This window comes from Candidatus Methylobacter oryzae, assembly GCF_003994235.2.
GTDB classification, from domain to species: Bacteria; Pseudomonadota; Gammaproteobacteria; order Methylococcales; family Methylomonadaceae; genus Methylobacter_A; species Methylobacter_A oryzae.
On sequence record NZ_RYFG02000118.1, the window covers coordinates 65,349 to 84,320 of the forward strand.

7 protein-coding genes are annotated in these 18,972 nt (G+C 52.7%); all 7 read left to right on the top strand.

Annotated features, from left to right (window positions below; genetic code table 11):
• Positions 1 to 89: 89 nt before the first annotated feature.
• The 7 genes from EKO24_RS19230 to EKO24_RS19260 all read left to right on the top strand — a co-directional run bounded on the left by EKO24_RS19230 (position 90) and on the right by EKO24_RS19260 (position 18,875).
• Entirely contained in the window at positions 90 to 1,331 is a 1,242-nt protein-coding gene (locus EKO24_RS19230) for an alginate export family protein (RefSeq protein WP_127028418.1), read from the top strand.
• Positions 1,332 to 1,429: 98 nt separating this feature from the next.
• The gene (locus EKO24_RS19235) at positions 1,430 to 2,305 is read left to right on the top strand and encodes a substrate-binding periplasmic protein (RefSeq protein ID WP_127028417.1); all 876 of its coding nucleotides are present in this window, start codon (positions 1,430 to 1,432) and stop codon (positions 2,303 to 2,305) included.
• Positions 2,306 to 2,307: 2 nt separating this feature from the next.
• Entirely contained in the window at positions 2,308 to 3,630 is a 1,323-nt protein-coding gene (locus EKO24_RS19240) for a dicarboxylate/amino acid:cation symporter (protein ID WP_127028416.1), read from the top strand.
• A 541-nt stretch (positions 3,631 to 4,171) separates the two neighbouring features.
• On the top strand, positions 4,172 to 5,713 hold the full coding sequence (locus EKO24_RS19245) for a serine hydrolase domain-containing protein (RefSeq protein WP_127028415.1): 1,542 nt from the start codon (positions 4,172 to 4,174) through the stop codon (positions 5,711 to 5,713).
• A 68-nt stretch (positions 5,714 to 5,781) separates the two neighbouring features.
• Positions 5,782 to 12,270, top strand: a complete 6,489-nt coding sequence (locus EKO24_RS19250) for a type I polyketide synthase (protein ID WP_127028414.1) — start codon at positions 5,782 to 5,784, stop codon at positions 12,268 to 12,270.
• On the top strand, positions 12,267 to 17,942 hold the full coding sequence (locus tag EKO24_RS19255) for an SDR family NAD(P)-dependent oxidoreductase (RefSeq protein ID WP_143733262.1): 5,676 nt from the start codon (positions 12,267 to 12,269) through the stop codon (positions 17,940 to 17,942). Before EKO24_RS19250 ends, EKO24_RS19255 begins: the two co-directional genes overlap by 4 nt.
• A 9-nt stretch (positions 17,943 to 17,951) precedes the next feature.
• Positions 17,952 to 18,875: an aspartyl/asparaginyl beta-hydroxylase domain-containing protein gene (locus tag EKO24_RS19260; protein ID WP_127027488.1), complete on the top strand. Its 924-nt coding sequence runs from the start codon at positions 17,952 to 17,954 to the stop codon at positions 18,873 to 18,875.
• Positions 18,876 to 18,972: the final 97 nt, after the last annotated feature.

Below are 18,972 nucleotides of genomic sequence, written 5' to 3' on the forward strand. Positions count from 1 at the left end.
AGATACGCATCAGCATTTTGTTGATAATTGTTAGGCTATAGCTGGCAGCAATGTACTCATGAAAAACTCAAAATAGTGGATTTTGTCCGATGCTTATAATAAAAAAAGAACTGGCAGTGTCTGTGTTGGCTATAGTTTCTACGACAACGGTTATGGCTGATGATTTTAATAAATCCATCGAAAGAGCACTTAAATTCGGGCAAGACGACGCTAAATATGGACAGATTAAATTGGACTTGCGTTATCGTTACGATAATACCGATAGCGCTAACCCCAAAAAAGAAGTTGCCAATGCATCCACGCTACGATTGCGCTTGGGCTATTTAACGCCTATTTTCAATGGCTTTCAGGCTTATGCCGAGTTTCAAGGTAATCAGGATATCGGTGTTAACAGTTACGACAGCCGAATGAATGGAAAAACCCAGTATGAACAAATTGCAGACCCTCAGCAAAATGAACTTAACCAATTATGGGTGAGCTATAAAGGTATTCCCAATACTGAAGCCAAATTAGGCCGGCAAGCCATACAAATAGATAATGAACGTTTTATCGGGGCGTCGGCGTGGCGACAGTTAGAGCGTACCTATGATGCTTTTTTATTAAATAATACTTCCTTGCCGAATACCTCGGTTATTCTCGGTTATATCAACAAAGATCAGAATACCGACTCCACCATACAAAGTTTACAGTTACCGTTAGCTAATATTAGCTATAACTTCGATAATTTCGGTAAATTAACCGGATATTCGTATTTTATGGATTTCAGGGATCCTGCTTTATATCAAGCATCGAATCAGACTTATGGGGTAAGTTTTGAGGGGGCTCGTAAACTTAATGATACTTTCGGTTTTGTTTATAGAACTGAATATGCGTATCAGAGCAATTACGGTCAAAGTATTCCTTACCAGGCGGATTATTACCATATTATCGGCGGCTTTAGCGCTTATGGCTTTATAGTCAAAGGGGCCATGGAACAATTAGGAGGCAAAGGCTTAAATAAAACTTTTGATACGCCTTTAGGCTTAGTGCATAAATTTAGCGGTTGGGCGGATGTATTCGTTATTACACCTAATGATGGTTATCGGGATGTTTACGCCAGTGTCGAAAAAGAGCTGATGGGTATTAAATTAATAGGTTTTTATCGCGATTGGTCTGACGATAGCAGTAAAAAACATTATGGCGATGAATGGGATTTTATGATTACTAAAGAGTTTTTTAAACACTACAATCTAATGGCAAAATATGCGTATTTCAATGCCGATACTGAGGGCTCGGCAATTGGTAAATACGATACGCAAAAAATATGGCTTGGGGCTGGAATCGTTTTTTAGAAACAGTTAACAAGTATTTCTGATATTGGGTTAAGAAGTTGTTTTGAACGATAGTAACCTTTTTGCTATATAAGCAACATGATGATTAATTACCGAAAATGAATAAAGCCAAAAAAATTATTAGTATAACCCTGGTTTATTTAATTACTTTTTTTATAAGTCCGTCGCTAGTTCTAGCTAATGAGCAGCTCGTTGCAAATGAGCCCGCAAACGAAATACAAGCTATTATCAAAAGAGGAAAATTGATAGTTGCGATGTATAGTCAAGATACGCCGCCGTTTTATTATATAGATAAGAATAATGAACTAACCGGCGTTGATGTCGTTTTAATTAAAGGTTTTGCGGACTTATTAGGGGTTTCAGTAGAGTTTGACCGCAGCGCCAAATTTCTCGATGATGTTGTTGAGAAAGTTGAAAAACACCAAGCGGACTTAGCCATTTGTAAACTTAGCGTAACGTTTGGCCGAGCCCAGCGCGTCCTTTTTGCCGAACCCTATGTTAATCTGCACCAAAGTTTGTTGATCAACAGGCTTGAGCTTTCCAGGCAGCTGAAAGGCCGCTCCCAAGAAGAGACTATACAAAATTTGGCCGGTAAGATAGGCGTAGTCGCTAAATCATCTTACGTGACTTATGCAAAGCATTTCGAAAACATGGAAATAGTCCAATATCCTACCTGGAATGAAGTGGTAGATCATGTTGTGCAAGGCGATATAACGGCTGCTTTTCGCGATGACGCTGAGGTGAAAATGATATTGCGCGATAGGCCCGATACCGCTTTACACCTGTTATCGGTGGTGTTAAAGGATGCAAAAGATCCTAAGGGAATAGCTTTATCGCTTGATCATCGTAATTTAAAAGACTTGCTGGACTTTTATCTTAAGTCGCTAGACTTGAATTTATCGGCCGATAAAATAATCAATGATTACGATAATGTTATTAAAATAATCCAAATAAAAGCCAAGCACAAAGTCTAGCCATGATTCAATTATCGAAAAAAAATATATTAGATGTACTGCGTAATGGCTGGACAGTTTTAATAGCAGTTATTATCGGTATCTATATAGGGCTTTTTAAGCACGAGTATATCGTTTATGTTGCCCCTATAGGTAAGATTTACCTTGATATTTTAAAGATGTGTATTTTACCTATTTTAGTAACGGCTATTTCGTTAAGTATTGCCCGGTTAGTACTGGCCAAGGAAAACCATACTTATATCGGCAAGATGTTAATCATATTTATTATGAGCGTTGTTGTTTCGGGTTTTTTAGGCGTAATCATAGGTATTATAGGTCAACCGGGGGCCGGCTATGATAAGGCCGCTCTTGCTTCCTTAGGTTCTATCGTTAGGGAATCCAATGCCCCGGATCTTGAGATTTCCGCATATATACCCTTCGTTGCTGAACAAAAACAATCCTTTATTAAAGTTTTTATCGATAGCTTAATACCTGAAAATATTTTCTCTGCATTAAACGCTGGGAGCAGTTTAAAAGTTCTCTTTTTTGCTATTTTATTCGGTTTGGCAGTAGGTTCTTCCAGTAAAGTTTCGACGCATTATTTATTAACATCCTTAGACTCGATTTATCTGGCGTTTGCCAAAATGGTACACTGGCTTATGTATTTCCTGCCGCTTGGCCTATTAGGTTTAATTGCGAACGATGTATCTCAGGTAGGCGTCAGCGTTTTAATGGCAATGATAAAGTTTGTGCCGATAGCATTAATGGCTTTCTTTATACAGTTCATACTGAGCAGTCTGATTATGTGGCAGCGCACCGGTTCATTTTTTAAACCGTTTTACGCGCTTAAAGATACCGTTATTATGGCATTGGGAACAGGAAATTCTTTGGCTTGTTTACCCTCGACTTTAACCGCGATGAATGAAAAACTGGGTTACGACAAGGATACTATTGACTTGCTGGTGCCTTTAACATTTACGATATGCAGAACCGGACCCACGCTGTATTTTGCCCTGGCTGCTTTATTTGTTGCTCAATTTTATAATGTCGATTTAGACGTAAGCGGATTTATAACAATTATTATCAGCTCTGTTTTTGCGGGTTTGGCAACTGCCGGGGCGTCAGGCATTGTGTTGTTGTCGATGTTGAGTATGGTACTAACCCCTTTAAATTTACCGGTTGAAGCGGTCTTGGTGTTGTTTATTGTTATTGACCCGATTATCGGTCCATTCCGGGTATTGGCAATTGTGCATACTGCTTGCGCTATTGTGGCCTTAATTCTACCTAAACAGCATCTGGAACAATTAATAGATAAACCGACAATCTCGGCCGAGTTAAATGGCTAATCAATATTAGCTTCATTCGTTATCGTTTGTTTGCGTTTATATGCCAGGTAGAATTTCAAATATCTCGATTGAATGTAATATATTGCTTCCGAAATTATAATCAACTATTTTGAAATTTATTAAGGATGATTTTATTGTTTATAGTTCTCGAATGCTAAATGGCTGCAATACCGTTTATTAATAACAGATATTTTTTCAGGCCCTGATTATTTTTTATAAAAAGCCGTTTCTATTGACTACTTATCAAGCTGAGTTGAACGGCTTGTCCGCTCAAACCCTACTTATGCCCTTTGGGTATAATAACTTGGTAAATAAAGTTTCGGTAATTGAATTAAGGCGGGTATGCCGTCCGGTTATATATTTTGGAAATAAGCGCGGTTAATTTTTCTGACGATTTCGTAGGTTTCGTATAATTTTTTCACTCTTTGTTTTAGTTGTTTTGTTAACGGCAGCAGTCAACGAGTAAAGCGGCTGATGCCTGTTTTACCCTCTACCTGCTTGTTGTAAATCATTTTTTATAAGAAGTTAAAGGAACGTCGCGATGAAAATTAAAACTTTGCTTGCCGTTGCATTATCTATCGGCTTTCACCAAGCTTGGGCTGCTCCTGCTATTCCGGATACAATAACTGTCGACTCGCTGTATAGTAAAGAAACCAACAGTGTGACCCTTCCGATAGTTGACTTGGAAGCCGGCCGCTACAGCAGCAAACTGTCGTTCGATACGTTCGTCAGGCAGGCGGACGGCAGCTATCTGTATCTTGTCACGGCAACGCCGATGGTTTCTCTTAACGATGCCAACGACATTGTGATGGACCCCGGCTTTGATCCGGTCATTGCCGGCAAATTGAAAGCTTTTTTAGAAAAGCATATTGTCGATGTATCCAAGGGAGGATTGGGCAAGCCGGGCGTCATTGTTAGAGTCGATATGAACGGAAAAGTCTGGCGCGGCGTAATTGGTAAAAAGCGCGTTAATTCCGACGAAGCGCTCAATTTCTCGGATAGGCACCGCATAGGCAGCCTCAGCAAAACCTTTGTCGATAACGTCGTTATGCAACTGGTCGATCAAGGCCTGTTAAAGCTCGATGCAACGATCGATACTTATATTCCCGATGTCGTTATTCCTAATAAAAATAAAATTACGGTTCGGGATTTAATCGCGCATAGATCCGGTTTGTATAACTATGTCGTCGATCCGACTTTTACCGGCATTCAAAAGGCTCTGGCCGTCGATCCGCTCAAGGTCTATAAGCCTTCCGACTTACTGGCAATAGCCAACAGTCAGCCGGTAAATTATGACCCCGATCCCAAAGCGCCCAGATACCAATATACGAATACCGGTTTAATCCTGGCCGGTTTAATTATCGAGAAAGTAACCGGTAAGCCGATTATTCAAGCGGTTCATGACTATACGGTTAAACGATTGGGCTTGATGCGCACTGAGTTTCCGAAGGATTCCGGCATACAATCCAATTACATGCACGGTCATGCCGACTATAATAACGACGGAAAATTAAGCTCCTATAACGGCAACGAGAAACAAGCGCCGTGGATTGATCCTAATAACGGCAATACTGTTCCGGCATTTCCCGCGCAAGAAATCGTCAGTTACCTTGATCCCTCAGTGTCTTGGGCGGCCGGGGCGCTGGTTTCCAATCAGGACGATTTGGCAAAATGGATCAAAGCTTATGTCGATGGCGATTTGCTTAAAGATAAAACATTGCAAAGCCAAGTGCTTAACGATTGTCTTCCTTCAGCTCCCGATTACGGCGCTTCCTATTGTTTAGGATTGGTCAAGATAACGTGGCCGTTTAATACCTCCAATCCGAGCCAATGGTGGTACGGCCATTTAGGACAAATCCAAGGCTACGATAATGCAGTGTTCCGCAATCCCAGTAAAAATATTACCGTGGGCATGGTGAACAATAACTACTTTATCAGTACCGATGCGAACCTGGGCACCGGTATTTTAATCTTCGAGTTGTTGAATATTGTTGATCCGCAATCCTCTGCTACAACCGCAAAGACTGCTAATGCCAGAATACCGCTGCCGCCGTTGAATCCTGAAGACTTAGGCGGACAATAAATAAAAATGCCGAGCGTAGGGAATAATATCCATCCTGCTTCATTGCCGCCTTCTAATTAATTATTGCTGTGCAAGAATCCTCTTTCAAAAATTTAGTAGAGCTATTCCGGCATAGGGCGCAACAAGCGCCCGACCGGATTGCATACACCTATCTTAAAGAAGGCATCGTTGAAGAAAGCCTTATAACGTATGCCGAATTGGACCGCAAAGCCAGGGCAGGGGCGGTTGTGATCAGGCGCTACGTACCTGCGAACGGCCGGGTATTACTGCTGTATCCGCCCGGCATCGATTTCATGATCGGTTTTGCCGCTTGTCTGTATGCGGGAGTCATCGCGATACCGGCGCCGCCGCCCGATACGGTCAGGTTGAAAAGGACGCTGCCCAGATTAAAAACCATCGCCAAGGACGCGGAAGCAAGCCTGGTTTTAAGCAGCGGCGAATTGATAGAATCGATCAGGCAAAAATCCGCAAATGCAGCGCAAGCGGCGATGGAGGCTTTCGCCGTCGAGCATTGGCTGGATTTTTATGACTTAAACGATGCTTCGGCGGACGATTGGCGCATGCCGGAGATTGGGCCAGATAACCTGGCTTACCTGCAATATACGTCGGGTTCCACCGCGTCGCCGAAAGGCGTGATGATGAGCCACGGCAATTTGATCCATCATTTGGCGCAAATCCGGCAAGCTTGGGCTTATGACCAAGACAGCGTCAGCGTCACCTGGATGCCGTATTTTCATGATTACGGCCTGGTCGACGGCCTGCTGGAGCCGCTGTTTACCGGTATCCCTTGTTATATTTTATCGCCGCTGACGTTCTTAAAGCGCCCGTTGCGCTGGTTGCAGGCCATTGCCAAGTATCGGGGCACGCACACGCAAGCGCCTAACTTTGCTTATGCGTATTGCCTCGAAAAAATCAGCGACGAACAGCTTAAGGGGCTGGATTTAAGTTCGCTAAAAGTGGCCAGCAACGGCGCCGAGCCGGTGCGTATGGAAACGGTCGAAGCATTCAGCAAGCGCTTTGCCGCCTGCGGTTTTCGCGCCGAATGCCTGTATCCTGCTTATGGCTTGGCCGAGGCGACGTTATTAGTCGCAACCAAGCCGCACGGCGTGTTGCCGCGATTTCATCAATTAAACGCCGAGCAGCGCGAAGACGATAACATCCAAGGCGCTATCGTCAGTTGTGGACCACCAATCGGAATTACCGAAGTCAGAATCGTTAAACCCGATACTTTGGCGGTATGCGGCGAGGACGATATTGGCGAAATATGGATAAAAGATCCCGGCGTTGCTCAAGGTTATTGGCAAAATCAGCAAGCAACCCAGGATACGTTTCAAGCCTACACCAGTGACGGACAGGGACCTTATCTGCGTAGCGGCGATTTGGGTTTTTTGCGCGACGGCGAGCTGTATATCACCGGCCGCCTGAAAGACTTGATCATCATCAACGGCGTCAACCATTATCCGCAAGATATTGAATGGACAGTGATTCAAGCCCACCCGGCGCTGCGTCCCGAACATGCGGCGGCTTTCGCGGTCATCGTCGACGATCAAGAGCGTCCGGTTGTCGTCGTTGAACTGAACCAGAGCTGCGGCGACTACCAGCCCATCGTGCAAGCGATCCGTAGCGCATTGGCCGAAGCGCACGAATTGGAAGTTCATGCGGTGGCCTTGTTAAAAAAAGGCACCATTCTTAAAACCTCCAGCGGCAAACTGCAACGCCACGGTTGCAAGCAAGCTTTTCTGCAACAACGCCTTGAAAGCCATGAACTCTGGCAACAGCCCAGCGCGGTAAAAACCAGCGCCGTCAGCGCAGGCACGCTGGCCGGTTGGCTGGTCACAAAACTTGCCGAAGCGCTAAACATTGCACCGGCAAGCATCGATGTCGACCAGGTTTTTTCGGCTTACGGACTTTCCTCAAGGCTGGCGGTTAGCCTGGTCGGCGAGCTCGAAGACTTGCTGGCGGCTGAAAACGGCAAGCCCTTGGAATTATCGCCGACCTTGTTATGGCAGTATCCGACAGTGTCCACGCTGGCTTCGTTTATGCAAACGCAGTTGCAAAGCCCGGGAATCATAGCCCTGGGTTCGGAAGATCATGCCGGCCTGGAGCAAGCTCCGATTGCGGTAGTAGGTATCGGTTGCCGCTTCCCGGATGCCGACGATCCTGACCGGTTTTGGCAAATGCTGGCCGACGGCCACGATGCGGTCAAGGATATTCCGGCTCAGCGTTGGCATGCGGACAGCTTCCCGCAAATCAATAGCCGTCGTGCCGGCCTTTTAGATCGTGTCGATTTGTTCGATGCCGAGTTTTTCGGTATTGCCGGTAAAGAAGCCGATGCGATGGACCCGCAGCAGCGCTTGGTGCTGGAAGTCGCTTACGAAGCGCTCGAATATGCCGGCATCGCGCCTGAAAGCCTGGCGCAATCCGAAACCGGCGTATTTATCGGCATCAGCACCGACGACTATGCGGCCTGGCAGTTAAGCTCAACCGATGCTATCGATGCCTATGCAAGCACCGGTAAGACTTTCAGTATCGCTGCGAACCGTCTTTCGTATCTATTGGATTTGCGGGGCCCCAGTCTTGCAATCGACACGGCCTGTTCGTCGTCGCTGGTTGCCGTTCACCAGGCCTGCCAGAGTCTGCGCCAGCAGGAATGCACGCTGGCTTTGTCCGGCGGCGTCAACCTGCTGCTGTCTCCACAGATGATGGTAGCCTTGTCCTCGGCCAATATGCTGTCGCCGGACGGTCAGTGCAGAACTTTTGCGGCCGACGCGAACGGTTATGTGCGCGGTGAGGGCTGCGGCATCGTCGTGTTAAAGCGATTGGCGGACGCGGAACGCGACGGCGACGCTGTTTTGGCCGTGATACGCGGCTCTGCCGTTAACCAGGACGGCCGCAGCAACGGCCTGACCGCACCGAACTTGAACGCCCAGCAAGCGGTTATTAAAAAAGCCTTGGCGAACGCCCAAATCAAGCCCGAAGCCGTCAGCTATATCGAAGCGCACGGTACCGGCACGCCGCTCGGCGATCCGATTGAAATGGATGCGTTATTAAGCGTATTTCGCCAGGCGCCGGAACTGAGCGTGGGTTCGGTAAAAACCAATATCGGCCATCTGGAAGCGGCGGCCGGCATCGCCGGCTTGATCAAGGTGATACAGTCGTTGCGCCAGCAAACGATACCTGCGCATTTGCATTGCCACACCCGCAATCCGCTGATCAAACTGGACGGCAGCGGTTTTAGCATTCCAGAAAAAACGCAGCCTTGGCTGGCCGAACAGCGGATAGCCGGAGTCAGCTCGTTCGGCTTCGGCGGCACGAATGCGCATATCGTCGTATCGGAAGCGGAAAGCCGGCAGTTGCGGACGATAGAGAGCGAAAATGTTCAAGTGCTGGCAGTCTCGGCCAAAAGCGCAGCCGCCTTGCAGCAATTGCTGCAACGTTATAGCGATTTTATTAAGTTCCGCCCGCAATTGAATCTTGCCGATTTATGCTACAGCGTAGCGTTAGGCCGGAGCGATTTTAATTTTCGGGCTGCGGCGGTAGCCGACACTCCGGCCGCTCTACAGGAAGCCTTGCAAACCGAAGCTGAAAAAATGCCTACGGCGATTGCAAGGACGCCGCGCAAAATTGCTTTTTTATGCACCGGGCAGGGCGCGCAAACCCGGCAAATGGGCTTGCAGTTATATCAAACCGAGCCGGTTTTCAAAGCCGTCATAGATACTTGCGAGCAGTTGCTAAGCGATGAACTGGAACTGCCGTTAACGGAAGTCATGTTCAATGACGACGATTATTTACTGAATCAAACCGGCTATACGCAGCCGCTGTTGTTTTCGCTGCAATATGCGCTGGCAAAGCTTTGGCAAAGTTGGGGCGTTAAGCCGGATGTTTTGCTGGGCCATAGCGTCGGCGAATATGCGGTCGCTTGCCTGGCCGGCGTTCTCGAATTGCCGGATGCGATCAAACTGATTGCAGCGCGCGGCCGCTTGATGCAGGCACTGCCGGCCAACGGCGGCATGGCGGTCGTATTCGCGGAAGTCGAGGCTGTCGAAGCCGCGCTAGCCAAGGTATCGGGACAGGTTGTGATCGCCGGTTACAACAGCCGCCGCCTGCAAGTCGTTTCCGGGGAAGACAGCGCTGTCGCGGCCGTTTGCGAGATATTGCGCGAACAAGGCTTTAGCTCGCAGCCATTGACAGTCTCGCATGCATTCCATTCGCCGTTGATGAACGACATGTTGGCCGCATTTGCCGGCGTCGCGCACCGTTGCAGCTACCGTCGGCCCAACATTGCTATCGTCTCCAGCCTGACCGGAAAGCGGATCGATATGGAAATGAGCACGCCGGATTATTGGATTTCGCATATCGTCGAGCCGGTCCGTTTTTCGTCGGCCGTGACGGCGTTGTTGTCGGAAACTTGCGATATCGCAATTGAAATAGGCCCGCAGCCGCATGCTTCGGCAATGGCCCGGCAGGCAAGCGGTGCGGAAGCCGTACAATGGTTGCCGAGCCTGAAAAAAGGCGCAACAGACAAAGACGTGTTATTGGCGGCCTTGGCGGAGCTTTACCGGCAAGGCGTCGGCATCGATTGGCGCGGTTTTTATAGCGGACAGAACCGTCAACGTTTGCACGGCCTGCCCAGCTATCCGTTCCAGCGCCAACGTTACTGGCTGGACACGCAGCCGGTATTTGCGCGGGAAGCCACGGCTCCGTTGCCCGATCTATTAAACAAGCCGATCAAGCAAGCATATTATCAATGGCATTGGCAACCAATGCCGCTAGTATCAAGAGAATCGTTCGAGCCGCAAACATGGCTGATTTTTGCAGATCACACCGGCATCGCGTCGGAGCTATCCGTAGCGCTGACAGGCGCGGGCCATCGCTGCCACCTGGTGTTTCCGGGGCCCGGCAACAGCCCGCTGGCATCGGGGCGCGGCTGGCAGATAGAAGCGGCTGCATCCGGCCTGCGCTATTTGCAGCAGCAACAGTTGCCGGAATTGCGCGTGATCCATTTATGGAGTTTGGACCTGGGTTTCGATTTGCAAGACGATGCGGTGATGCAGCAGCAAACGTTCTCATGTTTCAACGTGATGCATATCCTGCAGCAATTGCCGGTGCATAGTTTGTGGCTGGTGACCAAGCAAGCCTATGCGTTGACTGCGGATGACAATGTCCAGTTGAACCAAGCACCGTTATCGGGCATGGCGAAAGCTATTGCGTTGGAATATCCGAAGATTTTTCGCGGCATGATCGATATCGGTTCCGACGGCGATAGTGTGCCGTTAATAGCCGAATTAAGGTCGATAAATACCGAGCTGGCCGTCGCATTAAGAGACGGCCGGCGTTATGTCGGCCGCTTGCTGCCTTACGAATTAACCCAAACCCAACAGGCGGCAAAACCGATCAAAGCCGGTCGCACGTACCTTATCAGCGGCGGTTTAGGTGCGTTGGGGCTGCAAATTGCCGACCGTTTAGCCGGGCTGGGCGCAAAAGACATCGTGCTGCTGGCCCGGCGGCCGGCTGGCGAACAGCATCGGCCGGCGCTGGAACGCTTAGCCTCGCAAGGCTGCCGCGTTCATGCGTTGCAAGCGGACGTCGCTTCCTGTAGCGATATGCAACAAGTCGCCGAACAGCTTAAACAGCTGCCGCCGCTGGCCGGCATCGTCCATGCGGCCGGAGAGGCGAACGACAAGCCGCTGGCGCAAATGAGCGAACGTGATTTTATCCGGGCGCTGAGGGCAAAAGTGCAGGGCGCTTGTTTGCTGCATGAATTAAGCCTTGGCTCGCAGTTGGATTTCTTTTGCCTGTTGTCTTCTATCGCTTCGATCTGGGGCGCGAAAGAACGCGCCGCTTATGCGGCCGCGAACCAATTCCTGGATGCGCTAAGCGCTTACCGGCATCGGCACAACTTGCCGGGGCTCAGCCTGAACTTCGGGCCTTGGCAGGGCGAAGGCATGGCGTCCGGCCTGGCTGACGAACTGGCGCAAAGCGGAATCGGGGCGTTGCATCCGGAGCAGGTTTTAGCCGCGTTGCCGCAAATCTTGTCCGAGCCGGCCGCGCAAATCATTGTCGCCGATGCCGATTGGTCCATGCTGTCTGCATTGTTTGCCGGCTATGCAGGGGCCGGATTGTTTGAACGTCTGGTCAAAGCCGCCGACACAGCCGTGCAAACCGGGCGTTTTGCCGATGAACTGCGCCGAGCGCCGCAACACCAACAACAAGGCTTGTTGTCCGAGCGCCTGCAAACCGAGCTAAGACAAACGCTGGGGCTAAAGAACAATAAAATGGTCGACACCGAGCGCGGTTTTTTTGAAATGGGCATGGATTCGTTGATGGCCGTGCAGTTTAGAACGCGTCTTGAAGACTTATTCGGCCTGAAGCTACCGGCAACCTTGGCGTTCGATTATCCGAATATCCGGCAGTTAAGCGATTTCCTGCTAGCCGGATTGTCCGGTCGGCAAAACGCAGTAGGCAATGTTCCGGAAGTTGCGGATAATGATCAACTGGCCTTGGCCATCGACTTTGAATTGACTGCATTGGAAAATTTATTACGAGATCAAGCATGACGAATGCAATCGACGATAGCACGGCCCGGCGGATTTTAGATTCGTTTAAAAATGCGCGGCAAAAGATCGAGCAATTGCAGCAGGCCGACCGGGAAGCCATTGCGATTATCGGCATCGGTTGCCGGTTTCCGGGCGGCGTCGACAGTCCTGAAAGTTATTGGCAACTGCTATCGGAAGGCAAGGATGCCGTTGTCGAAGTACCTGCGCAACGTTGGGACAGCCGTCGCTATTATCATCCTGAGCCCAATCAATCCGGCTTTATCAACACGACGCGCGCTGCGGTTATCGATCAGGTCGACCAGTTCGATCCGCAGTTTTTCAATATTTCGCCGCGCGAAGCGGTTAATCTCGACCCGCAGCAGCGCTTGGTTCTTGAAACGGCTTGGGAAGCGTTGGAGCGGGCCGGGCATATGCCGGATCGTCTGGCAGGTAGCCGGGCCGGCGTGTTTATCGGTATTACCGCGAACGATTACGGGCAATTGTCGGACGAGATAACGCGATACGACGCTTACTTCAACAGCGGCAACAGCCTGAACGTAGCGGCAGGCAGACTATCGTACACCTTAGGCTTCACCGGTCCGAGCCTGGCCGTCGACACCGCCTGCTCGTCGTCGCTGACCGCCGTTCATCTGGCCTGCCAAAGTCTCAAACAGCGCGAATGTAAGCTGGCCTTGGCCGGCGGCGTCAATTTAATGCTGCTGGTGCAAAACAGCGTTGCTTTGTCCCAAGCCAACATGCTGTCCCCGGACGGCCGGTGCAAAACTTTCGACGCGGCCGCGGACGGCTACGTGCGCGGCGAAGGCGGCGGCATCGTGGTACTGAAACGGCTCAGCGACGCGCTGGCCGACCGGGACAACATCCTGGCCGTGATCCGCGGCAGTGCCGTCAACCAGGACGGCGCCAGCGGCGGCCTGACCGTGCCGAACGGCCTGGCCCAGCAAGCCGTGATCGAGCAAGCCCTGCGCAACGCCAACGTCACCCCGGAGTTGATCGACTACATCGAAGCGCACGGTACCGGCACGCCGCTCGGCGACCCGATTGAAGTCAATGCGCTGGCCGCCGTGTTCGGCGCTTCGCACAGTACGGCGCAGCCGCTGTTGATCGGTTCGGTCAAAACCAACCTCGGTCACTTGGAATCGGCCGCCGGCATCGCCGGGCTGATCAAACTGGTATTGTCTTTGCAACACCAGCAACTGCCGAAACAACTGCATTACCAAACGCCGAATCCTCATATCGACTGGACCAGCTTGCCGGTCAAAGTCGTCGATACGCCGACCGCCTGGCCGCGCGGCGGCAAGCGCCGGCTGGCCGGGGTCAGCGCGTTCGGCTTCAGCGGCAGCAACGCCCACGTGATCGTCGAAGAGGCCCCCGTGCCGGCTACCGACGCGACGATCGCCACCGGTGAGGCCGAGCCTTATCACCTGCTGCCGTTGTCGGCGAAAAGCGAGGCGGCACTCAACGCCCTGCAACAGCGCTACCTGGCTTATTTCACCGTTCATCGAGGCCTCGACTTGGCGGCGGTCTGCTACAGCGCTGCGGTCGGCCGCCAGCATTTTTCGCACCGTTGCGTACTCTTGGCCGCGAACCTCGAGCACGCCCGGCAGCAACTGCAAATCTTATTGAATTCCGCCGGTTCGGCAACCGGTCAAACCGAACAACCGGCAACTGGTTTGGACAGCGCCGCCAGTCCTTGGCATTCGCTCCGCGAGCGCTATCTAAACGGCGACAAGATCGACTGGGCCGCGGCCTACGGCGCGTACAAACCGGCTAAAGTCGTGCTGCCGACCTATCCGTTCCAGCGCCAACGCTACTGGCTGGAGACCGCAAAACGCTCCGCCTCCAGCCATCCCAACGGCCATCCGCTGCTCGGCGGTAAACTGCCGTCGGCATTGCGCACGATCCAATACCAAACCGTCGTCAGCCCCGACCGGCCCGGTTGGCTGGCCGACCATCGCCTGCCGCCGCATACCGTGTTTCCGGCCACCGGCTACTTCGAACTGGCCCTGGCCGCCGGCCGGCAACAACTGCACAGCGACCGGCTGACGATCCGCGACCTAAGCATCCGCCAGGCCTTGGTCGTCGACGCCCCCGTTAGCCTGCAAACCCTGCTCGAAGCGGACGGCGACGGCTACCGCGTCACCATCGCCGGCTGCCCCGAAGCTGAGCAGCATCAAGGCCCGTGGACAATCCATGCCGAAGCCAGGCTCAGCCTCAGTCAGACAGCGAACGACGACAGCCCGGCCGAGTGCCTGGCCGCGACCGCGATGGCGGCCGACAGCAACATCGACCTCGACGCTTACTACCGGCGCTTTTGCGAACAAGGGCTCGACTACGGCCCGCGCTTCCAAGGCATCCGCCGCCTCAGCGTCGAAGGCCGCACCGTCACCGGCCTGCTGACGCTGGCACCGGACGACAGTCACGACGTTAGCCGCTACCTGCTGCATCCGGCCCTGTTGGACAGCGGTTTGCAACTGCTCAGCGCCGCATTGCCGGCAGCTAACCAACAACGCTACTTGCCGGTCGGTCTGGAACAGCTGACCCTCTACCGTAGCGGAAGCGATGCCGCTTACTGCCAGGCCATGCTCAGCGCTCCAGCGGAGAGCGGCGCCGATTATTACAGCGCCGACTTGCAGCTTTACGATCGCCAAGGTTTGCCGCTGGCCGAGCTGAAACACTTGCTGCTGCGTCCGGCCAGCGCCGGGCAACTGTCCGGCCGGCCGCGCCCGCTGGATAGCTACCGCATCGCTTGGCAAACCCAGCCGCTCGAAAGTCCCAGTCCCAACGCCAATCCCAAGGAAGCGCCCTGGCTCGTGTTCATCGAGCCAGGCGAGTTGGCCGAGCAACTGGCCGCGCAACTGCCCAACAGCCACCTGATCCGTAGCGGCAACGACTACCAACGGTTCGATGCCCGGCATACGCAACTGAACCCCGAACAGCCGGAGCACTACCGGCGCTTAGTGGCCGAGCATCCCGACGCCGGCATCATCCACGCCTGGAGCGAGTCCCTGAGCAACCTCGAATTCGGCATCGGCGATGCGGACTACTGGCTCGACAAAGCCCAACAGGTGAGTTGCGCCAGCGTGCTGCATCTGGTCCAGGCCCTGGCCGCCGCCCCGCGCCCGTTGGCCTTGGTCACCCGCGGCGCGCAAGCCGTCTATCGTAGCCTCGATCAGGCCCCCGACGGCCAAGGCGCCGCCTTGCAAAGCCGGGTGAACCTGCTGCAAGCCCCGCTGCTGGGCCTTGCCAAAGTCATAGGTCTTGAGCACCCTGAACTGCACTGCCTGCGCATCGACCTCGATCCCGATGCCAACGCGACAGTCGCCGAAGAAGCCCAGCAGCTCGTTAGCGAACTGCAGCGCCAAATCTCAGGACAGACCGCCAGGCAGACGGTCGCCGCCGAAGACCAGATTGCCTACCGGCAAAGCCAGCGCTACGTGCCGCGCCTGCAACGGCGCAGCCCCCCGGCTGACCTAGTCCAGCCAACAGCCGGTACCGACCATCAGGCTATTGAGCGCCGGCTGCACTTGAACGGCATCGGTATCGACCGCCTACAGCTGCGCGAAAGCGCAATCCCGGCTCCGGTAGCAGGCCAACTGCAAATCGAAGTCACCGCCAGCGGCCTGAACTTCAAGGACGTGTTGCATGCGCTGGGCATGCTCCAATTTCCGGGCCGCCAGCCCGAAGACATCCCGTTCGGCTTCGAATGCGCCGGCACCGTCAGCCAAGTCGGCGCCGGCGTCGACGGCTTTGTCCCCGGCGACCGGGTCATGGCCGTACTGACCCCCGGCAGCATGGCCGACCACGTCAACGTCGACGCTCGCTACGTGGTCAAGACCCCGGGGCGGCTCAGCGACCTGGATGCGGCTGCAATCCCGTTGGCTTACCTGACCGCCGGCTACGGCCTTGAACAGCTGGCGCAAGTCCAACCCGGCGAGCGCATCCTGATCCACGCCGCGGCCGGCGGCGTCGGCCAAGCTGCCGTGCAGATCGCCCAGCAGCACGGCCTCGAAATTTACGCGACCGCCCATCCGGACAAATGGCCGCTGCTCAAAGCCCAAGGCATCAGCCACCTGTACCACTCGCGCCAAGCCGATTACGCCGATGCGATCCTGGCCGCAACCGGCGGCCACGGCGTCGACATCGTGCTGAACAGCCTGAATGGTGACTTCATCCAGGAAAGCCTGCGTTGCCTGGCCCAGGGAGGCCGTTTCATCGAAATCGGCAAACTCGGCATCTTGAGTCCTGAACAAATGCAGCAACAGCGCCCCGACGCCGGTTATCACGTGTTCGACCTCGGCGACGTCGGCCAACAACAGCCGGAACTGATCCAAACCCTGTTCCAACAGCTCGGCGAGCGTTTGCAACAACAGACCCTGAGCCCGTTGCCGGTGCAGTGCTATCCGTTCGAACAAGCTGCCGCCGCATTCCAATGCATGGCTAAAGCCCAACATACCGGCAAAATCGTACTGAACCATCGGCCGGAAAAGATCAAACCGCAGCACAGCTACCTGATCACCGGCGGCCTCGGCGGCCTGGGCCTGAAACTGGCCGAATGGCTGATTGGACAGGGCGCGACCCATGTCATCCTGAACAGCTTGAACCCGGCTAACGCCTCGGTGCAGGAACAACTAAAAAACTTGCAACAGCACGCCCAAGTCGACGTGCTCGTCGCCGACATCGGCCAAGAGCAGCCCGTCGCCCGGCTGCTCGAGTGGATCCGGCAGCACCGCCCGCCGTTAGCCGGCATTTTCCATGCGGCCGGCAAACTCGATGACGGCATGCTGCAACAGCTGGGCTGGCAACGCTTTCATAGCGTCCTAAAACCCAAGATCAACGGTAGTTGGCATTTGCATCGTTACAGCCAAGACCGGGCCTTGGATTTTTTCATCGAATTCTCGTCGGCGACCGCACTGTTGGGAGCGCCGGGGCAGGGCAATTATGCGGCCGCGAACGCGTTCCAGGACGCGCTGGCGCACCAGCGGCGCCTACAAGGCTTGCCGGCCTTGAGTATCGACTGGGGACCGTGGGGCGAGGTCGGCATGGCTGCGCGTTTATCGGCAAATAATAACAATCACTGGCAAGCTCAAGGTGTCGAAGCGATGAGCCCTCAAACGGCATTGCAAGCTTTATCGCAGTTGATGATCGTCAGTGCGGCCCAGGTTGGGGTAATGCAGGTCGATTGGCCGAAGTTCAGCCGGCATTATCCGTCGGCATTGCTTAACGGTCTTGCAAAAATCCAAACGCCGCAAAAGCCTGAGCCAAGTTTTATCGACCGGCTGAATGCATTACCAGCGGAACAACAGCACGACTATTTGAACGATTGGTTGCGCGAACAAATTTGCACGGTATTGGCGTTGCCTAAATCCACGCTTATCGATCCGAGAGAACGCTTGTTCGATTTTGGTTTGGATTCGCTGATGGCGGTAGAGTTAAAAAACCGTTTGGATAATGCGACGGCCAAGAAATTGCGGTCGACTTTGATTTTCGATTACCCGACGCTGGAAGCGTTGGCTAAACATTTGGCCGAGCAGGTGTTGGCGGCCGGCGATAAAAAACCGGAGCAAGCCGCCGGGCAAACGCTAACAGACCGGGACTTATTTGAGCTTAGCGGCTTACTGGATGCATTGGAAGACTGTTCCGATGATGAAATTACTCAACGATTAATGAACTAGGAGTCTGGCATGGTACCTGATGATTGTGGAACGCGCGAAGGACAGCTACAAAAAGACATTGTCCATATAATGCGGCAGGGCGGTTATTGGGATGCGATCATGGACGGCGATTCCTCCTTGGACAGGGTCAAAGTCTTTTTGCGGACATTGGCCGGAGAAATACCGGCAATCGTCAACGACATGCAAAGACCGAACGTATTGCCGATCTTTCCCGGCCTTAATTACAAGCCGGTGCATGACAAAGCCGATTATCCGTGGGCCGCTCAGCTTGAGAGTGCTTTCTCGGCCATCCGGGACGAAATTATGAGCCTGTCGTCCGATTGCGATTTTTTGGGCTATGAGGGCGGGTTGGCCCAGCAGAATATGTGGTCTGTGGTCCCGATGTATTACATGGGAACTCCTATCCGTGATTTCCAAAAACATTGTCCTAAAACAGTCGAGATTGTAAACACCCTGTCGGGACATTGTTTCGAGTATCCTTGGGGCGATTGCTTGTTTTCGCGTCAGGCCGCAGGTTCGCACCTGATTGCTCATTGCAGCATCGATGCGTTCAGGTTGCGTGCGCATTTAGGCTTGGATGTGCCGGGAGACTGTACAATGCGGGTCAAGGACAATTTACTGCATTGGCGCAACGGCGAAGTTTTCATTTTTGAAGACTCGTTCGAGCATGAAGTCTGGAATCGCAGCGATAAGCCAAGAACGGTCTTGATCATCGATTTTTGGCATCCGGATTTAACCGACGTGGAAAAACAGGCCTTGATGGCCGGTTTCAGGAAATACGAAATGCGCGCGATGATGTGCAAGTTCCGTCTCGGCGATCACCGGGAGCGTTTTGAGCCGTTGTTGTTAGCCCAGTTTAAGGAAGAAGACCAACATCTGGATGTGGCCCGTTATTGGCCGGAGGCTGATTGTTTGAAAATGGAACACGGATGACACTGATGAGACGGATTTAAACGGATTTTATTTTTCTTTTTTATCCGTGCAATCAGTGTTCCATTAAATTATATACAGTTACCGAAACTTTATCCAT